The sequence below is a fragment of the Geobacillus sp. LEMMY01 genome, assembly GCF_002042905.1.
GTDB classification, from domain to species: Bacteria; Bacillota; Bacilli; order Bacillales; family Anoxybacillaceae; genus Geobacillus; species Geobacillus proteiniphilus.
Window position 1 is genome coordinate 123780 of record NZ_MVKA01000001.1, and the last position, 23332, is coordinate 147111.

Consider the following 23332-nt stretch of genomic DNA (forward strand, 5'->3'; position numbering starts at 1 on the left):
TGGCTACCATTTGCCGCCGTTCCCGCCATTTTGGTTGGTGGAAGGCGATCGGACAATGACGGTCGCCTCAGCTTGAATATCCCGGCCATCCAGCGCTTTCACCTTGGCTGTCGCCGTGATGGTGGCATATCCGACATCAACCGCTTGCAAATACCATTTCCCGTTTTCTTGAACCACCTTGACAAACCGATCGTCAGACGTTGCAACAGAGCGAAGCGCCTTGTCCGTTGCATTTTCCGGAATGAAACGGAGTTCTGGCGCCACTTCGAGTTGATCGCCGACATTCATGTATAGAATCGGATTGCGGAACGCCATGCCTGTAAGCGGTACGTACGGATCAATCACACGAATCGTTGCCGTCGCTGACGCATTTCCTCCGTCTGTCGAGCGGACAGTGATGGTGACCGTTCCAGGCTTTAGCGCTGTCACGGTTTCGTTTTGCACCACGGCGATCGTATTGTCGCTCGATGACCATGCCAACGTTTTGTTCGTCGCATCGCTCGGAACGATCGTCACTGGAATCGTCTGCGTATCTCCGACATTCATCGTCGCCTGATATGAACCAAGCTTCAGTTCTGTAATCAGCTTTGTATACGTAAACGCTGCGCTCGTTAAACCCGTTCCTCTCGTCAATCCTCCTGACGCCTGCACATTCACCGTGTAGGAACCGTCATTGGAAATGGCAACAACATACGGCGACGAGAGCGGCGTCCAAGCGGATGCCACCCCATTTCGCACTGCTTGGTACTGATATGACACCCCTTCACCGGCTACCAACCCGGTTATTTTAACGGTCGGCGCCTCATAAGTCGTCGCTCCGTTTGGCACGACGCCATTGGCTGTCACAACGGAAAGATGGGGTTTAATGTACACCGGTACCGTCTGGCCGTTGCTGTACGTGACAAGCAGCACGCCATCATCATTCGGGTCATATTGCAGCGCTTTGACAGGTAACGGCAATAATCCATATGAATTGGAATTAGAATTGGGATTCGCCTGTCCGACAATGTCGTCTGATAAAGCAGAAAATTTGTGTTTTGTGATAGTACCCTTTCCATCCCCTTCATAGTAAAAGTATGGAAAATCATCCAAACGAACTGTCATGCCGATTCGTTCCGCCGGCGGAACGAGCGTCGATGTTTGGGCGCCATAACGGCTGTCGGTGAATGTCACCGAAGCTGGCGGCAATTGAACACTGTTCATGGCAAAGTCCGCCTGCATCACCCATTGCGCCGAGAGCGTCAGTTTGTTGAGCTGGCTGTAGTCGAACGTTTGATTGGTGAAAGACCATTTGGCATAACGCTTGCCATTCTCCACATAGGTTGTGACTTTGTCATCGGGAACAACGGAGATGCCATCGGGCAGTTCTTGGACAATGCTCACATTGCTGATCGTCCCGGTCGCATTGCCGACATACCCGACAAGCGACAACGAATACGTAGCCCGGAAGCGGTTGTCGTCGCCATCGGTGGCCCCGCGTTTGATTAAGCTCGTGACATCATTGGTCAACCCTTGCAGCTTCACCGTTCCAGTAAACGACGGCGGCGCTTCATCTTTGACAGTGACGGTCACCGTTTTCGTCACAGCCGGCTGTGGTTGGCCATACACATCCCGATACGTCAGTTCAGCATTGAACGTATATGTCCCTTTTGCTTTAAATGACACGGGAATCGGAACTGTCACCGGCGCCGGTGTGCCCTGGCCAACTTGGTATGGGATGGAAAACGAAATATACGCGTTTTGCTTGTTTTCATCCAGCCATACTTGGCCGTTTTCCGCAACGGCGACATTGCCGCCAAACGACGAAAGCGGGATGCGGATCGTTCCGGTGATCGCCGGCGTGGTGGCAAGCTGGGAAAACTGTTGGAACAAGGCGGTCAAATTTTGCGTCGTTCCTTGCCGCGCCTCGCCGCCGGCAGTCGCTGAAAGCGACCGTAAATAGTCCATATCGACTTCATCATTGTCGCCGAAGCCGATTGAGTAAAGAGTGATATTGTTCATCCCGAGCGTTTTCGCCACCGCTGTGGCATCGGCTCGGATTTTCCCTTCGATGCCGCTGTAAGTGAACGAATAGCCGTTATCCCAAGACACCCGCCATCCATTGACATAATCTTGCCCGTCGCTGTAAAATTGGCGAGAATATCCTTTGTTGTCGGTAAAACGGATACCGGCAGTCCGTCCATCGCTGTACAATTCGTATGTGACCGAAAGAGAATCGGTTACTCTATTCCCTGTATACTGATATCCGCCCCAAAATTTCGGTTTAACCTCCCGGTACGTAATCGTATCGACTGTATTCAACACCGTCGGCATGCCATCCGTTAAGAAAATGATATACTTTTTCCTCGTTGGGTCCGTGAAATACGACTTAGCAAGAGACAAAGCAGCCGAATAGTTCGTTCCGCCGCCGGCGGTCAAGCTGTTGCCGGTATTGAGAATGGCATCAAGCTGACTTGCAACATTCGAGTACTTCCCAAACGGAACCACACTTGCTTCCCGCACTCCATCGGAAAACGGAATAAGAGCAAAGCGGTCATTTTGGTTGTAATTGGACTTAAAGTAGTTGACCGCCGCTTGCAGAGCGGATTTGGCGCTTTGCAGCTTCATTGCCGTCATCGACCCCGACACGTCCATGACAAACACGACATCGATCGGCGGGCGGATGATTCCTGAAACAGCGCCTTGTGGAACGAGCGTCACATCGAGCCGGCCTTGGGCATCGCCGTTTGGCGGCTTGGCGTACTCTGATTGTGACGAAGAAAACTGCAATTGAAGCGATGGCAGAGAGGAAGAAGCGGCTTGAACGGCAACCTCCTTCCCACCTGTGCAAAACATGAGCAAAAATGCCCAGACCGACGCTGTAAGAGCTTGGAAAAACCTCCTTTTCCTCATGTTCCTCTCCCCGTTTCATGACAAATTGCCTATTTTTCTTTATCTTCATTATACCATTTCAAAGACGTTGTTGATAGCAAATTTTTCTTACGCAAGCCGTTTTTTTACTTCGGAAATAAAGTACAAAGACCCCGTAATCAGCAACATTTCTTGAGCCGACAAACGTGTTTTCTGCTCACCGATCCACTCCTTCCAACGATGAACAGTCGCCTTATGCCGATGGGATGAAAGAGCAGCCAACTGTTCCGCCGCTGCCGCGCGCGGAAAATCAAACGTGGTAAACGTGATCGTATCCGCGAGCTCATCAAGCCGTTGAATCATCCGCTCAAGCGGCTTGTCTGTCAGCGCGGCGAACAAGACATGGACGCGTTTGTCGGGATAATGGGTGCGCACCGTCTCCACAAGAGCGCGGATGCCCGCTTCGTTATGGGCGCCGTCGAGGATGATCAGCGGATGGTCGCTCACCCGCTCAAACCGGCCGGGCCAAGCGGCTGTGGCCAGCCCATCGGCGATATGCTCCGGATCGATCAAAAACGAATAGCCAAGGCGCAATAGTTCTGCCGCCATCACCGCCACCGCCGCGTTTTCGACTTGATGGGCGCCGGGCATAGAAATGCGCAAATTGGGATACTCGGCAAACGGCGTCATGACGGAAAACTGCTCCCCTTCCGCCGTCGCCTGCCGGTCGGAAACGGTGAAATCGACGCCGAGACGATATGTTTTCGCTTTCCGCTCCGCCGCCGTCTTGGCGATCACATCCCACGCCTCAGGCTCGTTGACCGCTGTCACAAGCGGAACCCCTGATTTAATGATCCCCGCTTTTTCCGCGGCGATCTGATCGAGCGTATCGCCTAAGATGTTCATATGATCGTAGCTGACGTTCGTAATGACGGAAAGGAGCGGATAAATGATGTTGGTTGAGTCCAAGCGGCCGCCGAGACCGACTTCAATGAGCACGATGTCTTGAATGTTTTTTTTGCCAAAATAATCAAGCATCATCGCCGTGATCACTTCAAATTCGGTCGGTCCGCCAAGTTCCGTCTGTTCCAATTCGTCCGCAAGCGGTTTGATCGTTTGCACAAGCTCCACGATCTCTTCATCGCGAATCGGTTCGCCGTTTATGCTGATTCGTTCGTTAAACTGCTCGACATACGGCGAGGTGAACGTGCCGACCGAATAGCCCGCCGCTTGCAAAATGGAGCGCAAATAGGCGACCGTTGACCCTTTGCCGTTCGTTCCCCCGATATGGACGGCGCGGACGCGGCGTTCCGGATGCCCGAGTTTTTCCATCATCCATTCCATCCGTTTCAATCCTGGTTTCATGCCAAGCCGCAGCCGCCCGTGAATCCAAGCGACCGCTTCTTCATACGTTCGAACCATGTCCATCATCCTCCTTTTTCCATTGGTGTCTTGCCGCCCCCTGCCGGCTTCATGCGGCGGATGCGCCACACATCGAGAAGCTTGGCGAAAGCGAGTATATGTTGACAACAAACATTTTCTCAGAATATGCCAACCTTCCATCATGATCCATCGAAAAAGACGAATCCACAGGAAAGCGGATTCGTCTTCATCATAATCAACAGCAAGATCGTTTGTCTACCGTTTGAGCTCGGCGAGGCGCGCCTTGACGGCTTCGCGTTTTTCCATGTAATCTTGCCGCTTGCGCCGCTCTTCTTCGACGACATGAGCCGGCGCTTTCGCCAAAAAGCCTTCGTTCGCCAGTTTCTTTTCGACGCGCTCGACTTCTTTGTTCCATTTGTCAATCTCTTTTTCAAGCCGCTTAATTTCTTCCTCAATATTGATCAACCCTTCAAGCGGCATGATGAGCTCGGCGCCGGTGACGACCGCCGTCATCGCTTTGTCCGGCGCGGGAACGTTTGTATCGATCAAGAGCTCGCTCGGGTTGCAGAACCGCTCAAGATAGGCGCGGTTTTTCATGAGCGCCGCCCGCACTTGTTCATCTTTCACCTTAATATAGAGCGCAATCGGCTTGCTCGGCGGCGTGTTCACTTCGGCGCGGACGTTGCGGACGGCGCGGATGATGTCGACGAGCATCCGCATTTCTTCCGCCGCTTCTTCGTTCGACAGCTCAGGGCGCACTTGCGGCCACGGAGCGACGGTGATCGATTCGCCTTCATGCGGCAAGTTTTGCCAAATTTCCTCGGTAATGAACGGCATGAACGGGTGAAGCAGGCGCATCGTGTTGTCGAGCACATACGCCAACACGGAGCGCGTCGTCTTTTTCGCCGCTTCGTCGTCACCGTAAAGCGGCAATTTCGCCATTTCAATGTACCAGTCGCACAAGTCGTCCCAAATAAAGTTGTACAGCGTGCGCCCCGCTTCGCCGAATTCGTATTTCTCAGCAAGCTTCGTCACCGTGTCGATCGTTTCGTTGAGGCGCGTTAAAATCCAATGGTCGGCGACCGTTTTTTCGCCGCTCAAATCAAGCTCCTCGTACGTCATGCCGCCCATGTTCATCAAGGCAAAGCGCGAGGCGTTCCAAATTTTGTTGGCAAAATTCCACGTCGCTTCAACTTTTTCGGTGCTGAAGCGCAAGTCTTGCCCCGGCGAGCTGCCGGTCGCCAAGAAGTAACGGAGCGCATCGGCGCCGTACTGATCGATCACATCCATCGGATCGACGCCGTTGCCGAGCGATTTGCTCATTTTCCGCCCTTGGGCATCGCGGACAAGACCGTGGATGAGCACGTCTTTGAACGGGCGCTTCCCGGTGAATTCGAGCCCTTGGAAAATCATGCGCGACACCCAGAAGAAAATGATGTCATAGCCGGTGACAAGCACATCAGTCGGGTAGTAGCGCTTGTAATCCGACGATTCCACATCCGGCCATCCCATTGTCGAGAACGGCCAAAGCGCCGAGCTGAACCACGTATCAAGCACGTCGGGGTCTTGCTCCCAGTTTTCAATGTCTTTTGGCGGTTCATGGTCGACGTAAATTTCACCCGTTTCTTTATGGTACCATGCCGGGATGCGATGCCCCCACCAAAGCTGGCGCGAAATGCACCAGTCGCGGATGTTTTCAAGCCAATGCAAATACGTTTTTTCAAAACGCTCCGGCACGAACTGCACTTTGCCGTCGGTTTGCTGGAGCTTGATGGCGGCTTCGGCGAGCGGCTTCATTTTCACAAACCATTGCGTCGACAAATACGGCTCGATAACAGCGCCGCTCCGTTCACTGTGACCGACTGAGTGCACGTGCTCCTCGATTTTAAAGAGGACGCCTTGTTCTTGCAAATCGCGGACGATCTGCTTCCGGCATTCAAACCGGTCAAGCCCTTGGTATTTCATGGCGTTTTCATTCATCGTGCCGTCTTCGTTCATGACAAGAATGCGCGGCAAGTTGTGGCGGTTGCCGATTTCAAAGTCGTTCGGGTCGTGCGCCGGCGTAATTTTGACCGCCCCGGAGCCGAACTCCATATCGACGTATTCGTCGGCAATGATCGGAATTTCGCGGCCAACGATCGGCAGTTTTACCATTTTGCCGATCAAGTGCTTGTACCGCTCGTCATCGGGGTGCACAGCAACGGCCGTATCGCCGAGCATCGTTTCCGGACGGGTCGTCGCCACTTCAATGTAGCCGGAGCCGTCAGCGAGCGGATAGCGCAAATGGTAGAGCGCGCCTTTTACTTCTTTATAAACGACCTCAATGTCTGACAAAGCGGTTTTCGTCACCGGGTCCCAGTTGATGATGTACTCGCCGCGGTAAATAAGCCCTTTCCGGTAGAGCGAGACGAACACTTCGCGCACCGCTTTTGAGAGCCCTTCATCGAGCGTGAACCGCTCGCGCGTGTAATCGAGGCCAAGCCCTAACTTCGCCCATTGGCTGCGAATATGGCCGGCGTATTCTTCCTTCCACTTCCACGTTTCTTCTAAAAATTTTTCCCGGCCTAAATCGTAGCGCGACAGCCCTTGCTGGCGCAGCTTCTCTTCCACTTTCGCCTGGGTGGCGATGCCGGCGTGATCCATTCCCGGAAGCCACAGAACGTCATACCCTTGCATCCGTTTCATGCGCGTAATGATGTCTTGCAGCGTCGTATCCCACGCGTGCCCCAGATGCAGTTTGCCGGTGACGTTGGGCGGCGGGATGACGATCGTAAACGGTCGTTTGTTCGGATCACCGGTCGCTTCAAAAAATTTTCCTTTCAGCCACCATTCGTAGCGCCCCGCTTCGACCGCGCGGTGGTCGTATTTGGGCGGCATCGACACTTCGTGCTGTGCCATGTTTCATTTCCCTCCTTCAACATGATGGACAATGCGGCCGACGGCGGCTTCCCACTGAGCAATGCCGCGCAGCCGGCAAGCAAAAAAGCCCCTTTCATCCAAAAAGGACGAAAGGAGCTGCTTTCGCGGTACCACCTTTTTTCTTAAGCCCAAAGGCTTAAGCGCTTCATTGGCATAACGGCATGATGCCGGCTTCCTCTACTCGGCAGCAGCGCCTTTCAAAGAAGCAGCTCAAGGGCGACCTTCCAGCAGCCGTCATCCTAGGAAATCTCGCAGCTTCTGATTTCCCTCTCTGCAGGCGCGGACCGCTGTACTCCTCCCCGTCTTCGCTTTTGTCATCATTGTTCGATTATTATACTACCATTGTCCATCATCTTTGCCAAGTTTTTATTTATTTATTCCATCCGTGTGCATTTGGTGACAAACAATCGCACGTTTCATATTGTATAGTAAACCGGAGAAGGAGGGAATGTCGATGCGGCGATTCAACCCGTATTCGTGGCCGCCGTGGCTTCGGCAAGTGCGCGCCGTCTGCGCCCAAGTGATCATCCCGCTCACCATTTTTCAAGCGATCCGCACCATTTTTCTGCCAACGACGTTTGATGTCATTTTATTGGCCATCTTCGTTTTCATTGCCGTGGCGCTCCATTTGGAATGGATTTAGTGCGACGCCGTTTTGTTTGGCTGGATTCAAAATCCATTTAATCATTGCTGCTTTCATCCGCCGGCGGTTCGTTGTCCACCGCTTCTTCCTGCTGCCGCGCGGCGTCGCGTTGGACAAGGTGCATAACGAGCGCCTCCGTATTTTTGAACGCCAAATAACGACGCTGCAACGCGGCCACATATTCCCGTTCGTTCCGCTCGTTCCGCGAAGCGGCCTCATACCTCTCCAAACAGCGGACAAACCCGCGCGGCTCCGCCAAATGGCTGTATAAAAACGCCCGCTCTCCGTCGGACAGCGGCAGCTCCTTCTCGTACTCCTCCATCCCTTCAAGCCACTCGCGCCCAAGCGGCGGCATTGTCTGTACGTGAAAACGGAGCGCGGCGATCACATCAAAGAGCGGTGAATTCCAATGCGCCCGCTCCCAACTGATCCAATACGGCGGGATATAGTGGGAGAGGCGCGCTTTGCCGTGCACCCAGGCGATGCGCCATTGCTTCGTCTCTTTGAGCGTCTCTTCCCACACATCGAGCCGTTCTTCAGCGAACGAGTACGCGCGCATCACCTCATGGAAATATGTGCAGCATTGAAGCTGAAACGGAGACATGTACCACGCCGCTTCGTACCGCTCAATCCGTTCTTCCCACACCGTCCGCGCCCGTTGCCATTCGTCCTTTTTTTGCTTTCGGTACGCCGCCGCCTCTTCCTCACTCACCTCGATCGTGCGGACGGTGGCGCGATGGAGGCGGGCGAGTTCGCGAAAAAAGGAGCGAACGGCATCCTCATCCGCTCTCGCTTCGCCATGATGCCAGGCTTGCAAATAATAAAGACGGCCGCCTTCTGTGGCAAACAGCGACCGCTGCCGCGTCAGGTAAAGCGGGAGACAACGGGGACCGCCATGCTGAAGAGACTGCCAAACGGCGGCGGCTTCTTGCTCGCTTTCGAGCGGCTTTAAAGCAAAAACGCCGCGGTTCGTGTATACCTTGACGGCTTTGCCTCGCTGCTCAATGCGCACTGGTCGAAGCCCATACTGGACGAGCACAGCATCATATCGGTCAGACTGTGCGGCCATCGTTACGCCCCCTTATCAGCAAAAGAAACGGAAAGCGTCCCTTTCATGAGAAAGGACGGCTTCCCGCCATGGCCGGAATATATAGCAGCTGCCCCTCGTGCACGTCATCTGGGCTTTCCAAATCATTGGCGCGCAAAAGCTGCGAGACGGTCACATCATACCGTTCGGCAATCTTGTCCAATGAATCTCCTTGCTGGACGATGCAAATTTTCAGTTTCGTAAACTCTTCCGCCTCGCTTTTCGCAAACAATTTCGTCAAGTAAAGCGCATTTTCGCTTTTTGTTTTCGTTTCTTCTTCCTCTTCTTCCTCAACCGCCTTTTTCGCCGCCCCGATCGATACCTTCGCCTCAGTTGGCGGCAGCAGCGAAGCGATGTCTTCCTCCGTCTGTGCGCTGACCACCTTCGTTTCCGTCTCAAGCGGCAAAAACGGCTCTTTGGCCTCCTCTTCTTCAGCCCCCGTTTCTTCATGACGCAAGGCGGCTGGCTCCATGACGGAAACCGTCGTTTCGCCGGCGGCCAAAGCCGGCTGTTCATCCGCCTCATCGGCGAGATCATCCACGGAAGCAAACGCTTCCTCACCGGCCGCTTCCTTGCGGGCGATCGATTCAAACGGGGCAAACAGCGGCTCATCGTCCTCCTCATCGTCCGGCAAATCATCGCCAAGCGGCGCTTCACTGATGCCGCTGATCGAAATGTCGGCAGTGATCAGCAATCTTCCGTTTTCATCCAAATCATAATCAAACGATTCAACCGTCACGTACACATCCTCAAGGGAACGAATGCGGTTTTTTGGAATCGTAATATCGATTGGAAAACGGTGCGACAGTTCGCTGATCCCGTCTTCGCGCACCGAAATGTGCTGAATGAACCGATAACCAGCCAGCTCAAACACGTCGTCATCCGCCTCGACGAGCCCTTCGCCCGCCTGACGAAATTCACCGTTTAGCTCGAGCGCCCCACGGATCGTAATATATTGGTCGTACTCATCGACGGAAATGACCGGATCAAGAGAAATGGATAAAAACTCGGCGACTTCCTGTCCTCTTTTAAACCAGACCGATTCTTCCAATGAAAAACGCAAATACGATTGCTCCAACCGGGCCTCCTCCTTCCGTCCCTTCGGCAAATGGTTTTGATGACATTATCCATTGTATGAACGGAAACGAGGCGGTATGATAAAAAATTGGGCTGCCGACGGTCGGCAGCCCCTTTCCTTATCCGCGCAGACGGGCAAACACCCGCTCAGCAGCGGCAATCGTATATTCAATATCATCATCACTGTGCGCCGTCGACAAAAACAGCCCTTCAAATTGCGACGGCGGCAGGAAAATGCCTTCATTCGCCATTTCCCGATAATAGGCGGCAAACAGCTCCAAGTCGGACGTTTTCGCTGTCTCGTAGTTGACCACCGGCTCGTTCGTGAAGAAAAAGCCGATCATCGACCCAGCGCGGTTGATCGTATGCGGGATGTCGTATTTCTCTGCTGCCTGATGAAGCCCATCCGCAAGGCGCGCCGCTTTGCGGCCAAGCTCTTCGTACGTTTCCGGCGTCAGCTGGCGGAGCGTCTCGTACCCGGCCGTCATGGCGAGCGGATTGCCGGAGAGCGTGCCGGCTTGGTACACCGGTCCGCTCGGCGCGACAAGCTCCATGATCTCGGCTTTGCCCCCGTACGCCCCGACCGGCAAGCCGCCGCCGATCACTTTGCCAAGGCACGTCAAATCCGGCTCAACGCCGTAATACCCTTGGGCGCAATGGTAATCGACGCGGAACCCGGTCATGACCTCGTCGAAAATCAATAAAGCGCCGTATTGTTTCGTCACCTCGCGCAACCCTTCCAAAAAGCCAGGCACTGGCGGAACGACGCCCATGTTGCCGGCGACCGGTTCGACGATCACCGCGGCGATGTCTTCGCCAAACCGCTCAAACGCATAGCGGACGCTGTCCAAATCGTTGTACGGCACCGTGATCGTATGCTGGGCGACCGATTCCGGAACGCCCGGGCTGTCCGGCAAGCCGAGCGTCGCCACGCCGGAGCCGGCTTTAATGAGCAGCGAATCGCCGTGGCCGTGGTAGCTGCCTTCGAATTTCATGATTTTGTTGCGCTTCGTATAGCCGCGCGCTAAGCGGAGGGCGCTCATCGTCGCCTCCGTACCGGAATTGACCATCCGCACGATTTCCACCGACGGCACCCGCTCAATCACGAGCTTGGCGAGCTCATTTTCAAGCAATGTCGGAGCGCCAAAGCTCGTCCCTTGTTCCGCCACCCGCTTCAACGCTTCAACGACTTGGGGATGGGCATGCCCTAAAATGAGCGGCCCCCATGACAGCACGTAATCAATGTACTCATTGCCGTCAATATCGTAAATTTTCGATCCTTGGCCGCGCGCCATGAAAATCGGCGTCATCCCGACCGACTTGAAGGCGCGCACCGGGCTGTTCACCCCGCCCGGCATCAATTTCACCGCTTCTTCGTAAGCGGTTTTTGACCGTTCGTAGCTTCGCATGCTTCCGCCCTCCTCTCTATTCAGCCAGCCAGCGGGCGACATCTTTGGCAAAATACGTAATGATCAAATCCGCGCCCGCCCGTTTCATCCCTGTCAACATTTCCATGACAACCGGCTTCTCATCGATCCAGCCGTTTTGCGCCGCCGCCTTGATCATCGCATACTCGCCGCTCACGTTATAAGCGACAAGCGGCAGCGGAAAACGGTTTTTGATGTCGCGGATAATATCCATGTAGGCAAGCGCTGGCTTCACCATCAAGAAATCAGCGCCTTCTTTGACATCCGACTCCGCCTCGCGAAACGCCTCAAGGCGGTTGGCCGGATCCATTTGGTACGTCTTCCGGTCGCCAAACTGCGGCGCGCTGTCGGCGGCATCACGGAACGGGCCGTAAAACGCCGAAGCGTATTTGATTGCATACGACATGATCGGCACATACTCAAACCCTGCTTCATCAAGCCCACGGCGAATGGCGGCGACAAAGCCGTCCATCATGTTCGACGGCGCGATGATGTCGGCGCCGGCTTGCGCTTGGCTCACCGCCGTTTTGGTGAGGAGCTCGAGCGACGGGTCGTTCAGCACACGCTCGTTTTCGACGACGCCGCAATGGCCGTGGCTCGTATATTCACATAAACACGTATCAGCAATGACGACTAGATCTGGGTGTTCGGCTTTGATTTGGCGGATCGCCCGCTGAACAATCCCTGTTTCGCAATACGCCTGCGAACCGACTTCATCTTTTTCATTCGGCACGCCAAACACCATGACGGCGGGAATGCCAAGCTTGGCGATGTCGTCCACTTCCTCGGATAAGCGGTCAAGCGATAAATGGTAAACCCCTGGCATCGACGGCACTTCCCGCTTAATGCCGCTGCCCTCGACCACAAACAGCGGGTAAATGAGATCCTCGACACGAAGATGCGTCTCGCGCACCATCGCCCGAATCGCAGCCGTTTGCCGCAAACGGCGATGGCGGTCAAATGACAGTGCCATTCATCGTCCCTCCATGGAAAAATATTGTTCCATCGCTTTGATTATACCATCCGTGGTGTAATCCGTCGGACAAATATGGACTGGAATGCCCGCCCGCTCGGCCGCTTCTTTCGTCACCGGTCCGATGCAGGCGACCGCAACACTGGAAAGAAGGGCATCCGCTTCTTTGTCGAGAAGGCGGACAAGGCTGTCAACCGCCGACGGGCTCATCAAGGTGACCGCATCAAGCTCCCGCCGGCGCAACAGCGACAACAACCGCTCCCGGCCGCTTTCGTCAGACGCGGTCTCATACACCGTGAGCTCGTCGACCGCGGCGCCGGCGTTTCGCAACGCCTCAGGCAAGGTCGGGCGCGCCAAATTGCCTTTGACAAACAGCACCCGGTCGCCTTGTTTGACGCGCGGCATGAGCAAGTCAGCCAGCCGTTCGGCGGTGTAATCATCCGGCACGAGCGCCGGGGAAAGACCATGCTCGGCGAGCGCCGCCGCTGTTTTCCGGCCGACGACAGCCATCTCCGGCAGCGGCCGCGGCAACGAAACATGCGGAAAAAAGAAGCGGACGGCGTTCGCGCTTGTGAAAACGAGCCAACGGTATTCGCCAAGCCGCTCAACCATAGAAGCGATTTCTTCCGGCGCCGTCGCCGGTCGAATGACAATGAGCGGAAGCTCGACTGGAACGGCGCCAACAGCACGCAGCTTGGCAGAAAATGACGCGGCCTGCTCCTTGCCGCGCGTCACGAGCACCGTTTTGCCGGCGAGCGCGCTGTGTGTCATGATTGGCTCAACTCCTGTTTCACCCGCTCGATAAGCGCTTTCGCCCCTTGTTCGATTAAGACAGCGGCCGCCTGCCGGCCGACGGCCTCCGGATCGGCGCCCGTGACCATTTCTTTATACTTTTCTTTTCCATCCGGCGAAGCGACAAGGGCCGTGAGGCGCACCATACCGCCGTCTGCTTCGGCGTAGCCGGCAATCGGCACTTGACAGCCGCCTTCCATTTGCTGCAAAAAGGCGCGCTCCGCCCGAACAGCCCGCTCGGTTTGCTCGTCGTTTAACCGGCTGAGCCATTCGCGCAATTCGTCATCATCCTCCCGGCATTCGATCGCCAGCGCCCCTTGGCCGACCGCCGGAACACAGACATCAAAAGGAAGATAGTCGCTGATGACGTCATCGCCCCAACCCATGCGCGCAAGACCCGCCGCCGCCAGCACGATCGCATCGTACTCTTCGCTTTCGAGCTTCGCCAACCTTGTGTCAATATTGCCGCGAATCCATTTGATCGTCAAATCCGGGCGATAGGCAAGCAGCTGCGCCGAACGGCGCAAGCTGCTCGTGCCAATGACCGACCCAGGCGGCAAGTCGGAGAGCATCCGGTTTCCTTTGCTGACAAGCACATCGCGTGCATCTTCGCGGCGCGGAACCGCGCCGATCACTAAACCTTCGGGCAGCACGGCCGGCATATCTTTCATGCTATGGACCGCCATATCGATGCCGCCGGCGAGCAATTCATGCTCGATCTCTTTCACAAACAACCCTTTGCCCCCGACTTTCGAGAGCGTAACATCAAGCACCCGATCTCCTTTCGTGACGATTTCTTTCACTTCAAACGTAAACGGCGCCCCAAGCTGTTTCAATTCGTTGATCACCCACTTCGTCTGGGTCAAGGCAAGCTTGCTGCGCCGCGAGCCAACGACAATGTTCCGCATCTCGTTCCACCTCAATTACGAATACCAAAAATGAAATTTTGACAAACTGCCAAACAAGAAAAAGTTGACAAGCAAAAATAAAAACGAACCGATGTTCCATAGCGCGATCGCCTTCCCTTGCATCTGCCGGACGGCTCGCTTGTAAAAATAGACGCCATAGACGAGAAAAACGACAAACGACCCGAGCACTTTCGCATCATACCAATGGAAATGGTCGATTTGAATGTACGCCCAAATCACGCCAAGGATGAGCCCTAATAACAACATAGGCAAGCCGAGCACATTTAAAACATACGACAAAAAATCAAGCCGTGACAAATCCGCCATGCGCCAAAGGCGCGCCCCCCACTTTTTCTTTTTCAGCAAACTGTACTGCAACATGTAAAGCACCGAAAACAGAAACGACAGCGTAAACGCCGCATACGCTCCGAGCGAAAGGGTGATGTGGATGATAAGCAGCTCCGAAACGAGCCGCTCCGCAACAGCCGGCGACTGCGAAGACGGTGCGAACGTATGAATGGCCAAAATAAAAAAAGCAAGCACGTTCGTAAAAAAGACGATGAAATCGACGCGCAGCAGCCGATTGATGACGAGCGACAGCGTAATGAGCAGCCAGGCGTAAAAATAAAGCCCTTCCGACATCGTTAAAATCGGAAAGCGCTTCGTCTCAATGATGCGAGAAACAAACGTCACTGTCTGCAAAAGCCAAACAATAGAAAGCAACCAGAAGGCGATGTCGTTCGCCTTCCGGTTTTGTTGCAAAAAATCGATGAAATAGAAAAGGATCGAGGCGATGTAAAGCAAAATGGACAGCTCATACAACAGCGCCACCATCCATCCCACCTTACAGCTGCCATGATGGGCGGGCGGCACGGACCGCTTCCGCGTCTTGTTCATCGCGCTGCTCGGATTTCGCCTGCTGCATGCGCCGCTCGGCTTTCACCGCATCTTCGATATTGAAAATTTTCATAAACAGCTGAAGCGCCTCCTCGGCATTCGGGCCGGCGGCGAGTTCCTTCGCCTGCAAAATCGGATCGCGGAGCAGCTGGTTAATAATGCTTTTCGTATGTTTGTTCAACACTTTCCAATCGCGCTCCGACAAATGCGGCAGTTTCCGCTCCAAACTTTTCATCGTTTCCGCTTGGATGGCCAGCGCCTTTTCGCGCAATGCGGCGATGACTGGCACGACGCCGAGCGTCTGCATCCATTGGCTGAACGCCATAAGTTCCGCTTCGATCATCGTTTCAATGCGAGCCGCTGCCTTTTGCCGTTCCGCCAAGTTGGCCGCCACCACATCTTGCAAATCGTCGATGTCGTACAAAAACACGGTTTCCAAATCAGCCAACGCCGGATCCAAATCGCGCGGCACCGCGATGTCAACCATAAAGAGCGGGCGGCCTTTGCGCATTTTCTCAAGCGGCGCCACCATTTCCTTCGTCAAAATATAGCCTTTGGCTCCCGTCGAGCTGATGACGATATCCGCTTCCAGCAAAGCGCATGACAATTCGCCGAGCGGCTTCGCCTCGCCGGCAAACTGCTTAGCAAGCTGTTTCGCTTTTTCAAGCGTCCGATTGACAACCGTCACCTTCCCGACGCCGCTGCCGCACAAGTTTTGCGCCGCCAGCGTCCCCATTTTGCCGGCCCCGATAATCAAGACGTGCTTGCCGGCAAGGCGGCCGAAAATTTTCTTCGCCAGCTCAACCGCCGCATAGCTGACCGATACAGCGTGCGCGCCGATGCCCGTTTCCGAGTGGGCGCGCTTCGCAAAGGTCACTGCCTGCTTGAACAGATGGTTGAAAATCGTGCCGCTCGTCCCGATCTCTTGAGCGAGCAAATAGCTGTCTTTCACTTGCCCTAAAATTTGCGTTTCCCCAAGCACCATCGAATCAAGGCCAGCCGCCACGCGGAACAAATGCTGGATGGCCGCCTCTCCTTCAAGCACACGCAAATACGGAGCAATCGCTTCCACTCTAACGCCAAACCATTCGGCTAAAAATGCTTTAATATAGTAACGGCCGGTATGCAGTTGATCGACCACTGCATAAACTTCCGTCCGGTTGCACGTCGAGACGATCACATTTTCGAGCACGCTTTTTTGCTTGGCGAGCTGTTTCATCGCCGCACCGAGTTCCGCTTCCGCAAACGCGAGCTTTTCGCGGATTTCTACAGGGGCGGTTTTATAGTCGACGCCAACGACTACGATTTGCACGATGCCATCCCCCTTATTGACCGAATCCCTTCTATCATTATATCACAACCGTCCATCGTTCCGGTTTGAAAAAATTGTGAACATGCCTCCAAAGCTATGCTAAACTGTAGACAGTGATCATTCTATCATAAACATGTCCAAAAGGGAAACGGAGGACGCGACGATCATGAAAACCCGAACGGTATTCGCCGGCATCTTGTTCATCGGCCTCGGGCTGTATTTTCTCGCCGGACAGTTGGAATCCCCCCTTTTCCATTTCTTCCAAGGGTGGCCGGCCTTGCTTGCCATTTGCGGCGCGGCTTTGCTTGGCCAGGCGCATTCAGCGCGCGAATATGCTTACCTTTTCCCCGGCTTTCTTTTACTCGGATTTGGCGTTGAGTTGCTCCTTGCGGGTGCATTTTCGTTCTGGCCCCGCGGCGTGAACATGTTTTTTTTCCTCATCGCGCTCGCTTTTTTCGCCAGCAGCCGCAAACAAAAAGGCGGGGCCGGCTTTGGCGTGCTTTTTTTGCTTCTCGCTGTCTTGCTGACGTTTTCCGGGCGCGGCCAGCCATTCTTTCACCTCGTCCAAGCCGGACTTTCCTCTGTCTGGAAGTTTTGGCCGCTCGGACTCATCGCCATCGGTATCTATATATTATGGGCTAGGCGAAAATAGCCTTGGAAGCGAAAACACCAGCCGAATCGCTGGTGTTTTCGTCATGAGGCCACAAACGGCAAAAGCGCCGCCCATGCTTCATCTTTCCCTTGCCCGGTCTCGGCGGAAAACAAAATGAGCGGGTCGCCGTCAGCCATCCGCAGCGTCTCGCGCGCGATTTTCGCGTGTTTTTGATGCTTGCCGCGCGGCACTTTATCCGCTTTCGTCGCGATGACGATCACCGGGATCTCGTAATGTTTCAAAAACTCGTACATCATCACATCGTCTTTCGTCGGCGGATGGCGCAAGTCAACGAGCAGGACCGCCGCCTTGAGCACCTCGCGCGTCGTAAAGTACGTCTCCATCATTTTCCCCCATTTTTGCCGCTCCTGCTTCGACACGCGGGCGAAGCCATAACCTGGCACGTCCACAAAGTAAAACGAGTCGTTAATCAAATAAAAATTCAACGTCTGCGTTTTGCCTGGCTTTGAGGAGGTGCGCGCCAAATTTTTCCGGTTGATCATTTTGTTGATGAATGATGATTTGCCGACGTTCGAACGGCCGGCGAGCGCCACCTCCGGCCGTCCGCCGTCCGGATATTGTTCCGGCTTGACGGCACTGGTCACAAGCTCTGCTTTCTTCACATTCATCGCTTCCACCCCACCAACGCGTGCGGCAGCACCTCATCGAGATGGGAGACGAGCACAAAGCGCAAGTCGCGCTTCACCGTTTCCGGAATGTCAGCCAAATCTTTTTCATTGTCTTTCGGCAAAATGACTGTTTTCAATCCGGCACGGTGGGCGCTTAACGTTTTCTCTTTCAGCCCCCCGATCGGAAGAACGCGGCCGCGCAGCGTAATTTCCCCGGTCATGCCGACAAAACGGCTCACCGGCTTGCCCGTCAAAGCGGAAATGAGTGCGGTCGCAATCGTAATGCCGGCCGATGGCCCGTCTTTCGGCACCGCGCCTTCCGGAACGTGGATGTGAATATCATATTTCTCATGGAACTTCGGATCAATGTCAAGCTCCTCAGCGCGCGACCGCACGTAGCTGAACGCCGCTTGCGCTGATTCTTTCATGACATCGCCGAGCTTGCCGGTCAGCACGAGTTTCCCATTGCCTGGCGCGAGCGACACTTCGATTGCGAGCGTATCGCCGCCAAACGCCGTATACGCCAGCCCGGTCGCCACGCCGACTTGGTCTTCCGCCTCCGCTCGGCCGTAGCGGTATTTTCGCTTCCCTAAAAATTCCTCAAGATTGTTTTCTGTGATCACCACCCGCTTTTTCTCGCCGGAAACGATGAGGCGGGCCGCTTTTCGGCAGATAGCGGCGAGCTGCCGCTCAAGCTCCCGCACCCCGGCTTCGCGCGTATAATGGCGGATGATATCGAGCATCGCGTCATCGCGAATTTGCAACGCCGCCTTTTTCAGCCCGTGCTCGGCGATTTGTTTCGGCAGCAAATGCCGCTTGGCGATATGCAGCTTCTCCACTTCTGTGTAGCCTGGTATGTGGATCACTTCCATCCGGTCCAAGAGCGGCTGCGGAATCGCCGCCAAATGGTTGGCCGTGGCGATAAACATGACTTTCGATAGATCGTACGGCTCTTCAATGTAATGGTCGCTGAACGTATGATTTTGCTCCGGATCAAGCACCTCCAGCATGGCCGCCGATGGATCGCCACGGAAGTCGCTCGACATTTTGTCGATTTCATCGAGCAAGAAGACGGGGTTGATCGTGCCTGCTTTTTTCATCCCCTGGATAATGCGTCCCGGCATTGCGCCGACATACGTGCGGCGATGGCCGCGAATTTCCGATTCGTCGCGGACGCCGCCGAGCGAAACACGGACGAAGCGGCGGCCGAGCGCTTTGGCGATCGAGCGGGCGAGCGACGTTTTGCCGACCCCCGGCGGTCCGGCGAGGCAAAGAATCGGGCCTTTTAACGATTTCGTCAGCTGCTTGACGGATAAAAATTCAAGCACCCGTTCTTTCACTTTATCGAGCCCGTAATGCTCTTCGTTTAAAATCGCTTCCGCCCGCTTAATGTCGTGGATGTCTTCCGTTTCTTTCGACCACGGCAAAGCGATGAGCCAATCGAGGTAGTTGCGAATGACTGCGCTTTCCGCTGAGGTCGCCGGAATTTTTTCATAGCGGTCAAGCTCCTTCAATGCTGTTTGTTTCACATGCTCCGGCATGCCGGCCGCCTCGATTTTTTCTTTCAGCTCCTCGACTTCGCCCGTTTTTCCTTCCTTTTCGCCAAGCTCTTTTTGAATCGCCTTCATTTGCTCGCGCAAATAGTACTCTTTTTGCGTCCGCTCCATCGACTGCTTGACGCGGGCGCTGATCTTTTTCTCAAGCTGGAGCACTTCTTTTTCGTTGTGCAAAATTTGGATGATTTTATTGAGGCGCTCTTTCACGTCGATCGTTTCTAAAATGCGCTGCTTTTCCTCAAGCTTAAGCGGCAAGTGCGAGGCGATGATGTCCGCCATTCGCCCCGGCTCATCGATGTCGACGATCGAGGCGTAAATGTCGACCGACAGCCGCTTGGACAAGTTTATGTACTGCTCGAAATATTCAAGCATCGTCCGCTTGAGCGCCTCATCTTCCAAATCTTTCGCCGCCCGATCAGCAAACTTTTCGACTTTGACGAGAAAGTACGGCTCCTCGCTGATCACTTCCGTGATGAGCGCCCGGGCGACGCCTTCGACAAGCACGCGGAACGTGCCGTTCGGGAGTTTTAGAAGCTGCTTGACGCGCGCGATCGTTCCCATTTTATATAAGTCATCCATGTCCGGTTCGTCGATGGCAACGTCTTTTTGCGACGTCAGCAAAATCATATGATCCTCGACCATGGCTTGCTCGAGCGCTTTGACCGATTTCTCGCGCCCGACATCCAAATGGAGCACCATCGTCGGAAACACGAGCAGCCCCCGCAGCGGCAAAAGCGGAACGACCGTCTCCTTTTTCTTTCCGTTCACGCCGAACACCTCCATCTCTCGCTTCTATTCGTTTATTGTATAGTACGGTAGCCGGGTTTGTAAAATTTGACGAACGAAAAAGCGCGCGGCGCTCCGTCTGCAGGCAAAGAAAAACCGACTTCAGCGACGATCCGCTTGCGCCGAAGCCGTGCATAAAAGAGGCCGGGCGGGCCGCCCGCTTTCGTTGCCACTCGTTCGCCTTGCCGCCGTTTCCCTTGGCTAGACGAGCTTTTTCTCCGAGCGGTCCATAGCCGCTGGCAGCAGCGCGGGGCCGCGGCGGAGCGCCTCTTCGCCGAACACATGGACGAACACTTCCTCGAGGCGGCGGACGGCGATGATTTGAATGCCGCTGACTTCGCCTAGCAGCGATTGCATATTCTCAATCGGGATGATGACTTTTTTCGCCCCAGCTTGTTTGGCCGCTTTGATTTTGGCGAACACGCCGCCGACCGGTTTCACGCAGCCACGGATGCTGATTTCTCCGGTCATCGCGACCGTATGATCGACTGGCAGCTGGTAAATGGCGGAATAAATGCCGACCGCAATCGCCACCCCGGCTGAAGGGCCGTCAACCGGCGCCCCGCCCGGAAAGTTGACATGAATGTCGTAGCGGTCCGCTGGCACGCCCATCGCCCGCAGCACCGTGATGACGTTTTCCGCCGAGCCGCGCGCCATGCTTTTGCGCCGCACCGATTTTTCTGCGCTGCCGATGCTTTCCTCCTCGACAATGCCGGTGACATTGATCGATCCTTTTCCTTTCGCCGGCAAGGCGGTCACCTCAATTTCCAACAGCGCGCCGGTGTTCGGGCCGTACACGGCAAGGCCATTGACGACGCCGACCGCCGGGGCAGACGCGATTTTCTTCTCATAGCGCGGAGTCATTTGGCTCGATTGAATGACCCATTCAATATCTTTGTCCAAAATGTTTTCTCGGTTTTCCGTGATGGCCAGGCCAGCGGCAATTTGCATCATGTTGACCGCCTCCCGCCCGTTGCGCGCATAGGCGGCAAGGAGGCGAATGCCGCTTTCTGACACGTTCAAGCGGACTTTTTCCGCCGCCTTTTTAGCGATGAGGGCAATTTCATCTTGGTCCAATTCACGGAAAAATACTTCCAGGCAACGGGAGCGAATGGCCGGAGGAATTTCGTTCGGGGTGCGCGTCGTCGCCCCGACAAGACGGAAATCAGCCGGCAGCCCATTTTGGAAAATATCGTGAATATGGCTTGGGATTTGCGGATTTTCTTTGCTGTAATAGGCGCTTTCAAAAAATACTTTCCGGTCCTCAAGCACTTTCAACAACTTGTTCATTTGGATCGGATGAAGCTCGCCGATTTCGTCGATGAATAAAACGCCGCCGTGGGCGTTCGTCACCGCCCCTTGCTTCGGCTGGGGAATGCCGGCTTGCCCCATCGCCCCGGCCCCCTGGTAAATCGGGTCGTGCACCGAACCGATGAGCGGGTCGGCGATGCCGCGCTCGTCAAAGCGCGCCGTCGTCGCATCGAGCTCCACGAACACCGCATTTTTCTTAAACGGGGAGAGCGGATTTTTTTTCGCTTCCTCAAGCACGAGCCGAGCAGCCGCCGTCTTGCCGACGCCGGGCGGCCCGTAAATGATGACATGCTGCGGGTTCGGGCCGCATAAAGCCGCTTTTAACGCCTTGATGCCATCTTCCTGACCGACGATGTCGTCAAAACTTTTCGGCCGTACTTTTTCCGCCAGCGGCTCGGTGAGCGAAATCGAACGCAGCTTGCGGAGCTGTTCCATCTCTTTGCGCGACTCTTTATCAATCGAAACTTTTTGTACGCGCTGCCCTCTTAGCAAATTCCAAAAATAAAGGCCGATGATGACCCCGAAAAACAGCTGGATGACCAGTACGATGTTCGTCCAATCCATGCCCCGATATCCTCCTGCCTTTAGATGGTATGTAGTATGATAGTATCTCCGCGAACTGGCGGGAATAAACAAAAAAAGCGCCGGCCGGCGCCCAGGGCATGGGCGGCAAAAAAAAGAAACCGCCGAAAAAAGGCGGTTTTCCCATCAGGCAGATGTTTTCCGTTCCAGCTCGATCACCGTGCCATCATGGCGGATCAGCGTCGGCGGCTTTGTACCGCGCACCGTATCAAGCGTAATGATGCACTTTTGCACATCTTCGCGCGACGGCAGCTCAAACATCACATCGAGCATAATGCCTTCGATGATCGAGCGAAGGCCGCGCGCCCCCGTTTTCCGCTCAATCGCTTTTTTCGCGATTTCGCGGAGCGCCGCTTCTTCAAACTCGAGCTCAACGCCGTCAAGCTCAAGCATTTTTTGGTATTGCTTCACAATGGCATTTTTCGGTTTCGTCAAAATGTCAATCAACGCCTGTTCGTCGAGCGGCTCGAGCGTCGTAATGACCGGCAGACGGCCGATGAACTCCGGAATGAGTCCGAATTTGAGTAAGTCTTCCGGCAGCACTTTCGACAACAAGTTTTTCTCGTCGACATCCGTCTGGTTCATTTCCGCGCCAAAACCGATCACTTTTTTGCCAAGACGGCGCTTGATGATCGGCTCAATGCCGTCAAACGCTCCACCGCAAATGAACAAAATGTTCGTCGTATCGATTTGAATGAATTCTTGATGCGGATGTTTGCGGCCGCCCTGCGGCGGAACGCTGGCAATTGTGCCTTCCAAAATTTTCAACAGCGCCTGCTGCACCCCTTCGCCGGATACGTCGCGGGTGATGGAAGGGTTTTCCGATTTGCGGGCGATTTTGTCGATTTCGTCAATGTAAATAATGCCTTTTTCCGCCCGTTCGACGTCATAATCAGCCGCTTGGATGAGCTTTAACAAAATGTTTTCGACGTCTTCGCCAACATAGCCGGCCTCCGTAAGCGAGGTGGCATCGGCGATGGCAAACGGCACGTTCAAAATGCGCGCCAATGTTTGCGCCAGCAGCGTTTTCCCGCTCCCGGTCGGCCCGATCATTAAAATGTTGCTTTTCGACAGCTCGACATCATCGATTTTGCTGCCGGAATTGATCCGTTTATAATGGTTGTAAACAGCAACGGCGAGCGATTTTTTCGCCTCATCTTGACCGATGACGTACTCATCTAGAATTTCCCGAATTTCCAACGGTTTCGGCACGTCTTTAAATTCAAATTCCTCTTCATTGCCGAGCTCCTCTTCGACGATCTCGGTGCACAATTCGATGCACTCATCGCAAATGTAAACGCCCGGACCGGCGACCAGCTTGCGCACTTGGTCTTGCGTTTTGCCGCAGAACGAGCATTTCAATTGCCCTTTTTCATCATTAAACTTAAACATGTCATTCACCCCTTGCTAACGGAATCGCGCCTGCGTATGTATCGTGTCTCGCCACCCTTTGTTGCAAAAAAACGTATGTATTTGCTATTTTACCATAAACGTTTACGAAAAAGCGAATGAAAAAACTGTTATTCGTTAGAAAAGTTTGAAAATTAT

General features: G+C 54.5%; 18 protein-coding genes and 1 other annotated feature. Of the genes, 2 read left to right on the forward strand and 16 right to left on the reverse strand.

The window, feature by feature from the left end; all coding sequences use genetic code 11:
• Positions 1–3: 3 nt before the first annotated feature.
• The 3 genes from B1A75_RS00665 to B1A75_RS00675 form a co-directional block, all read right to left on the reverse strand.
• Positions 4–2892, reverse strand: a complete 2889-nt coding sequence (locus tag B1A75_RS00665) for a VWA domain-containing protein (RefSeq protein ID WP_033025929.1) — start codon at positions 2890–2892, stop codon at positions 4–6.
• A gap of 87 nt (positions 2893–2979) precedes the next feature.
• Positions 2980–4272 carry a bifunctional folylpolyglutamate synthase/dihydrofolate synthase gene (locus B1A75_RS00670; RefSeq protein WP_074042798.1) on the reverse strand — a complete coding sequence of 431 codons (1293 nt, stop codon included), beginning with the start codon at positions 4270–4272 and terminating at the stop codon, positions 2980–2982.
• A 216-nt stretch (positions 4273–4488) separates the two neighbouring features.
• Positions 4489–7131 (reverse strand): valine--tRNA ligase, encoded by a 2643-nt coding sequence (locus B1A75_RS00675; protein WP_074042799.1) that lies wholly within the window; start codon positions 7129–7131, stop codon positions 4489–4491.
• 100 nt (positions 7132–7231) lie between these two features.
• Positions 7232–7467, reverse strand: a binding site (T-box leader).
• Between the two features lie 139 nt (positions 7468–7606).
• On the opposite strand from B1A75_RS00675, the gene B1A75_RS00680 reads away from it, so the two are divergent.
• Positions 7607–7795: a hypothetical protein gene (locus B1A75_RS00680; RefSeq protein WP_011232115.1), complete on the forward strand. Its 189-nt coding sequence runs from the start codon at positions 7607–7609 to the stop codon at positions 7793–7795.
• Positions 7796–7832: 37 nt separating this feature from the next.
• Here B1A75_RS00680 and ysxE read toward each other — a convergent pair whose 3' ends face one another.
• From ysxE to hemA, 8 genes are all read right to left on the reverse strand, one after another.
• Entirely contained in the window at positions 7833–8864 is a 1032-nt protein-coding gene (gene ysxE / locus B1A75_RS00685; protein ID WP_079935557.1) for a spore coat protein YsxE, read from the reverse strand.
• A gap of 43 nt (positions 8865–8907) precedes the next feature.
• Complete coding sequence (gene spoVID, locus B1A75_RS00690) at positions 8908–9960, reverse strand: stage VI sporulation protein D (protein WP_033025933.1); 1053 nt, start codon at positions 9958–9960, stop codon at positions 8908–8910.
• A gap of 118 nt (positions 9961–10078) precedes the next feature.
• Positions 10079–11368 carry a glutamate-1-semialdehyde 2,1-aminomutase gene (gene hemL, locus B1A75_RS00695; protein ID WP_033025934.1) on the reverse strand — a complete coding sequence of 430 codons (1290 nt, stop codon included), beginning with the start codon at positions 11366–11368 and terminating at the stop codon, positions 10079–10081.
• Between the two features lie 16 nt (positions 11369–11384).
• A complete protein-coding gene (gene hemB, locus B1A75_RS00700; RefSeq protein ID WP_033025936.1) occupies positions 11385–12359 on the reverse strand; it encodes a porphobilinogen synthase in 975 nt (324 codons plus the stop codon).
• Positions 12360–13130, reverse strand: a complete 771-nt coding sequence (locus B1A75_RS00705) for a uroporphyrinogen-III synthase (RefSeq protein WP_033020289.1) — start codon at positions 13128–13130, stop codon at positions 12360–12362.
• Positions 13127–14059 (reverse strand): hydroxymethylbilane synthase, encoded by a 933-nt coding sequence (gene hemC, locus B1A75_RS00710; protein ID WP_033025938.1) that lies wholly within the window; start codon positions 14057–14059, stop codon positions 13127–13129. The genes B1A75_RS00705 and hemC overlap by 4 nt, the downstream gene beginning before the upstream one ends.
• A gap of 15 nt (positions 14060–14074) precedes the next feature.
• Complete coding sequence (ccsA, locus tag B1A75_RS00715) at positions 14075–14893, reverse strand: cytochrome c biogenesis protein CcsA (RefSeq protein ID WP_033025939.1); 819 nt, start codon at positions 14891–14893, stop codon at positions 14075–14077.
• Positions 14894–14903: 10 nt separating this feature from the next.
• Positions 14904–16268, reverse strand: a complete 1365-nt coding sequence (gene hemA, locus B1A75_RS00720; protein WP_033025940.1) for a glutamyl-tRNA reductase — start codon at positions 16266–16268, stop codon at positions 14904–14906.
• 166 nt (positions 16269–16434) lie between these two features.
• On the opposite strand from hemA, the gene B1A75_RS00725 reads away from it, so the two are divergent.
• Positions 16435–16920, forward strand: a complete 486-nt coding sequence (locus tag B1A75_RS00725; RefSeq protein WP_033025941.1) for a LiaI-LiaF-like domain-containing protein — start codon at positions 16435–16437, stop codon at positions 16918–16920.
• A 41-nt stretch (positions 16921–16961) separates the two neighbouring features.
• Here B1A75_RS00725 and yihA read toward each other — a convergent pair whose 3' ends face one another.
• The 5 genes from yihA to clpX form a co-directional block, all read right to left on the reverse strand.
• Positions 16962–17549 (reverse strand): ribosome biogenesis GTP-binding protein YihA/YsxC, encoded by a 588-nt coding sequence (gene yihA / locus B1A75_RS00730; RefSeq protein WP_014196452.1) that lies wholly within the window; start codon positions 17547–17549, stop codon positions 16962–16964.
• Complete coding sequence (gene lon / locus B1A75_RS00735) at positions 17546–19888, reverse strand: endopeptidase La (protein ID WP_031206390.1); 2343 nt, start codon at positions 19886–19888, stop codon at positions 17546–17548. Before lon ends, yihA begins: the two co-directional genes overlap by 4 nt.
• Before the next feature lie 17 nt (positions 19889–19905).
• Positions 19906–20064 carry a hypothetical protein gene (locus B1A75_RS19690; protein ID WP_156773254.1) on the reverse strand — a complete coding sequence of 53 codons (159 nt, stop codon included), beginning with the start codon at positions 20062–20064 and terminating at the stop codon, positions 19906–19908.
• A gap of 28 nt (positions 20065–20092) precedes the next feature.
• Entirely contained in the window at positions 20093–21766 is a 1674-nt protein-coding gene (lonB, locus tag B1A75_RS00740; RefSeq protein ID WP_069304434.1) for an ATP-dependent protease LonB, read from the reverse strand.
• Positions 21767–21910: 144 nt separating this feature from the next.
• Entirely contained in the window at positions 21911–23176 is a 1266-nt protein-coding gene (clpX, locus tag B1A75_RS00745; protein ID WP_011232128.1) for an ATP-dependent protease ATP-binding subunit ClpX, read from the reverse strand.
• Positions 23177–23332 lie beyond the last annotated feature (156 nt).

Bases quoted from the DNA above. Each gene is read 5' to 3' on its own strand.
- B1A75_RS00665 (WP_033025929.1), bottom strand. From the start codon at position 2,892: ATGAGGAAAAGGAGGTTTTTCCAAGCTCTTACAGCGTCGGTCTGGGCA.
- B1A75_RS00670 (WP_074042798.1), bottom strand. From the start codon at position 4,272: ATGGTTCGAACGTATGAAGAAGCGGTCGCTTGGATTCACGGGCGGCTG.
- B1A75_RS00675 (WP_074042799.1), bottom strand. From the start codon at position 7,131: ATGGCACAGCACGAAGTGTCGATGCCGCCCAAATACGACCACCGCGCG.
- B1A75_RS00680 (WP_011232115.1), top strand. From the start codon at position 7,607: ATGCGGCGATTCAACCCGTATTCGTGGCCGCCGTGGCTTCGGCAAGTG.
- ysxE (WP_079935557.1), bottom strand. From the start codon at position 8,864: ATGGCCGCACAGTCTGACCGATATGATGCTGTGCTCGTCCAGTATGGG.
- hemL (WP_033025934.1), bottom strand. From the start codon at position 11,368: ATGCGAAGCTACGAACGGTCAAAAACCGCTTACGAAGAAGCGGTGAAA.
- hemB (WP_033025936.1), bottom strand. From the start codon at position 12,359: ATGGCACTGTCATTTGACCGCCATCGCCGTTTGCGGCAAACGGCTGCG.
- B1A75_RS00705 (WP_033020289.1), bottom strand. From the start codon at position 13,130: ATGACACACAGCGCGCTCGCCGGCAAAACGGTGCTCGTGACGCGCGGC.
- hemC (WP_033025938.1), bottom strand. From the start codon at position 14,059: ATGCGGAACATTGTCGTTGGCTCGCGGCGCAGCAAGCTTGCCTTGACC.
- ccsA (WP_033025939.1), bottom strand. From the start codon at position 14,893: ATGGTGGCGCTGTTGTATGAGCTGTCCATTTTGCTTTACATCGCCTCG.
- B1A75_RS00725 (WP_033025941.1), top strand. From the start codon at position 16,435: ATGAAAACCCGAACGGTATTCGCCGGCATCTTGTTCATCGGCCTCGGG.
- yihA (WP_014196452.1), bottom strand. From the start codon at position 17,549: ATGAATGTGAAGAAAGCAGAGCTTGTGACCAGTGCCGTCAAGCCGGAA.
- lon (WP_031206390.1), bottom strand. From the start codon at position 19,888: ATGGAGGTGTTCGGCGTGAACGGAAAGAAAAAGGAGACGGTCGTTCCG.
- lonB (WP_069304434.1), bottom strand. From the start codon at position 21,766: ATGGATTGGACGAACATCGTACTGGTCATCCAGCTGTTTTTCGGGGTC.
- clpX (WP_011232128.1), bottom strand. From the start codon at position 23,176: ATGTTTAAGTTTAATGATGAAAAAGGGCAATTGAAATGCTCGTTCTGC.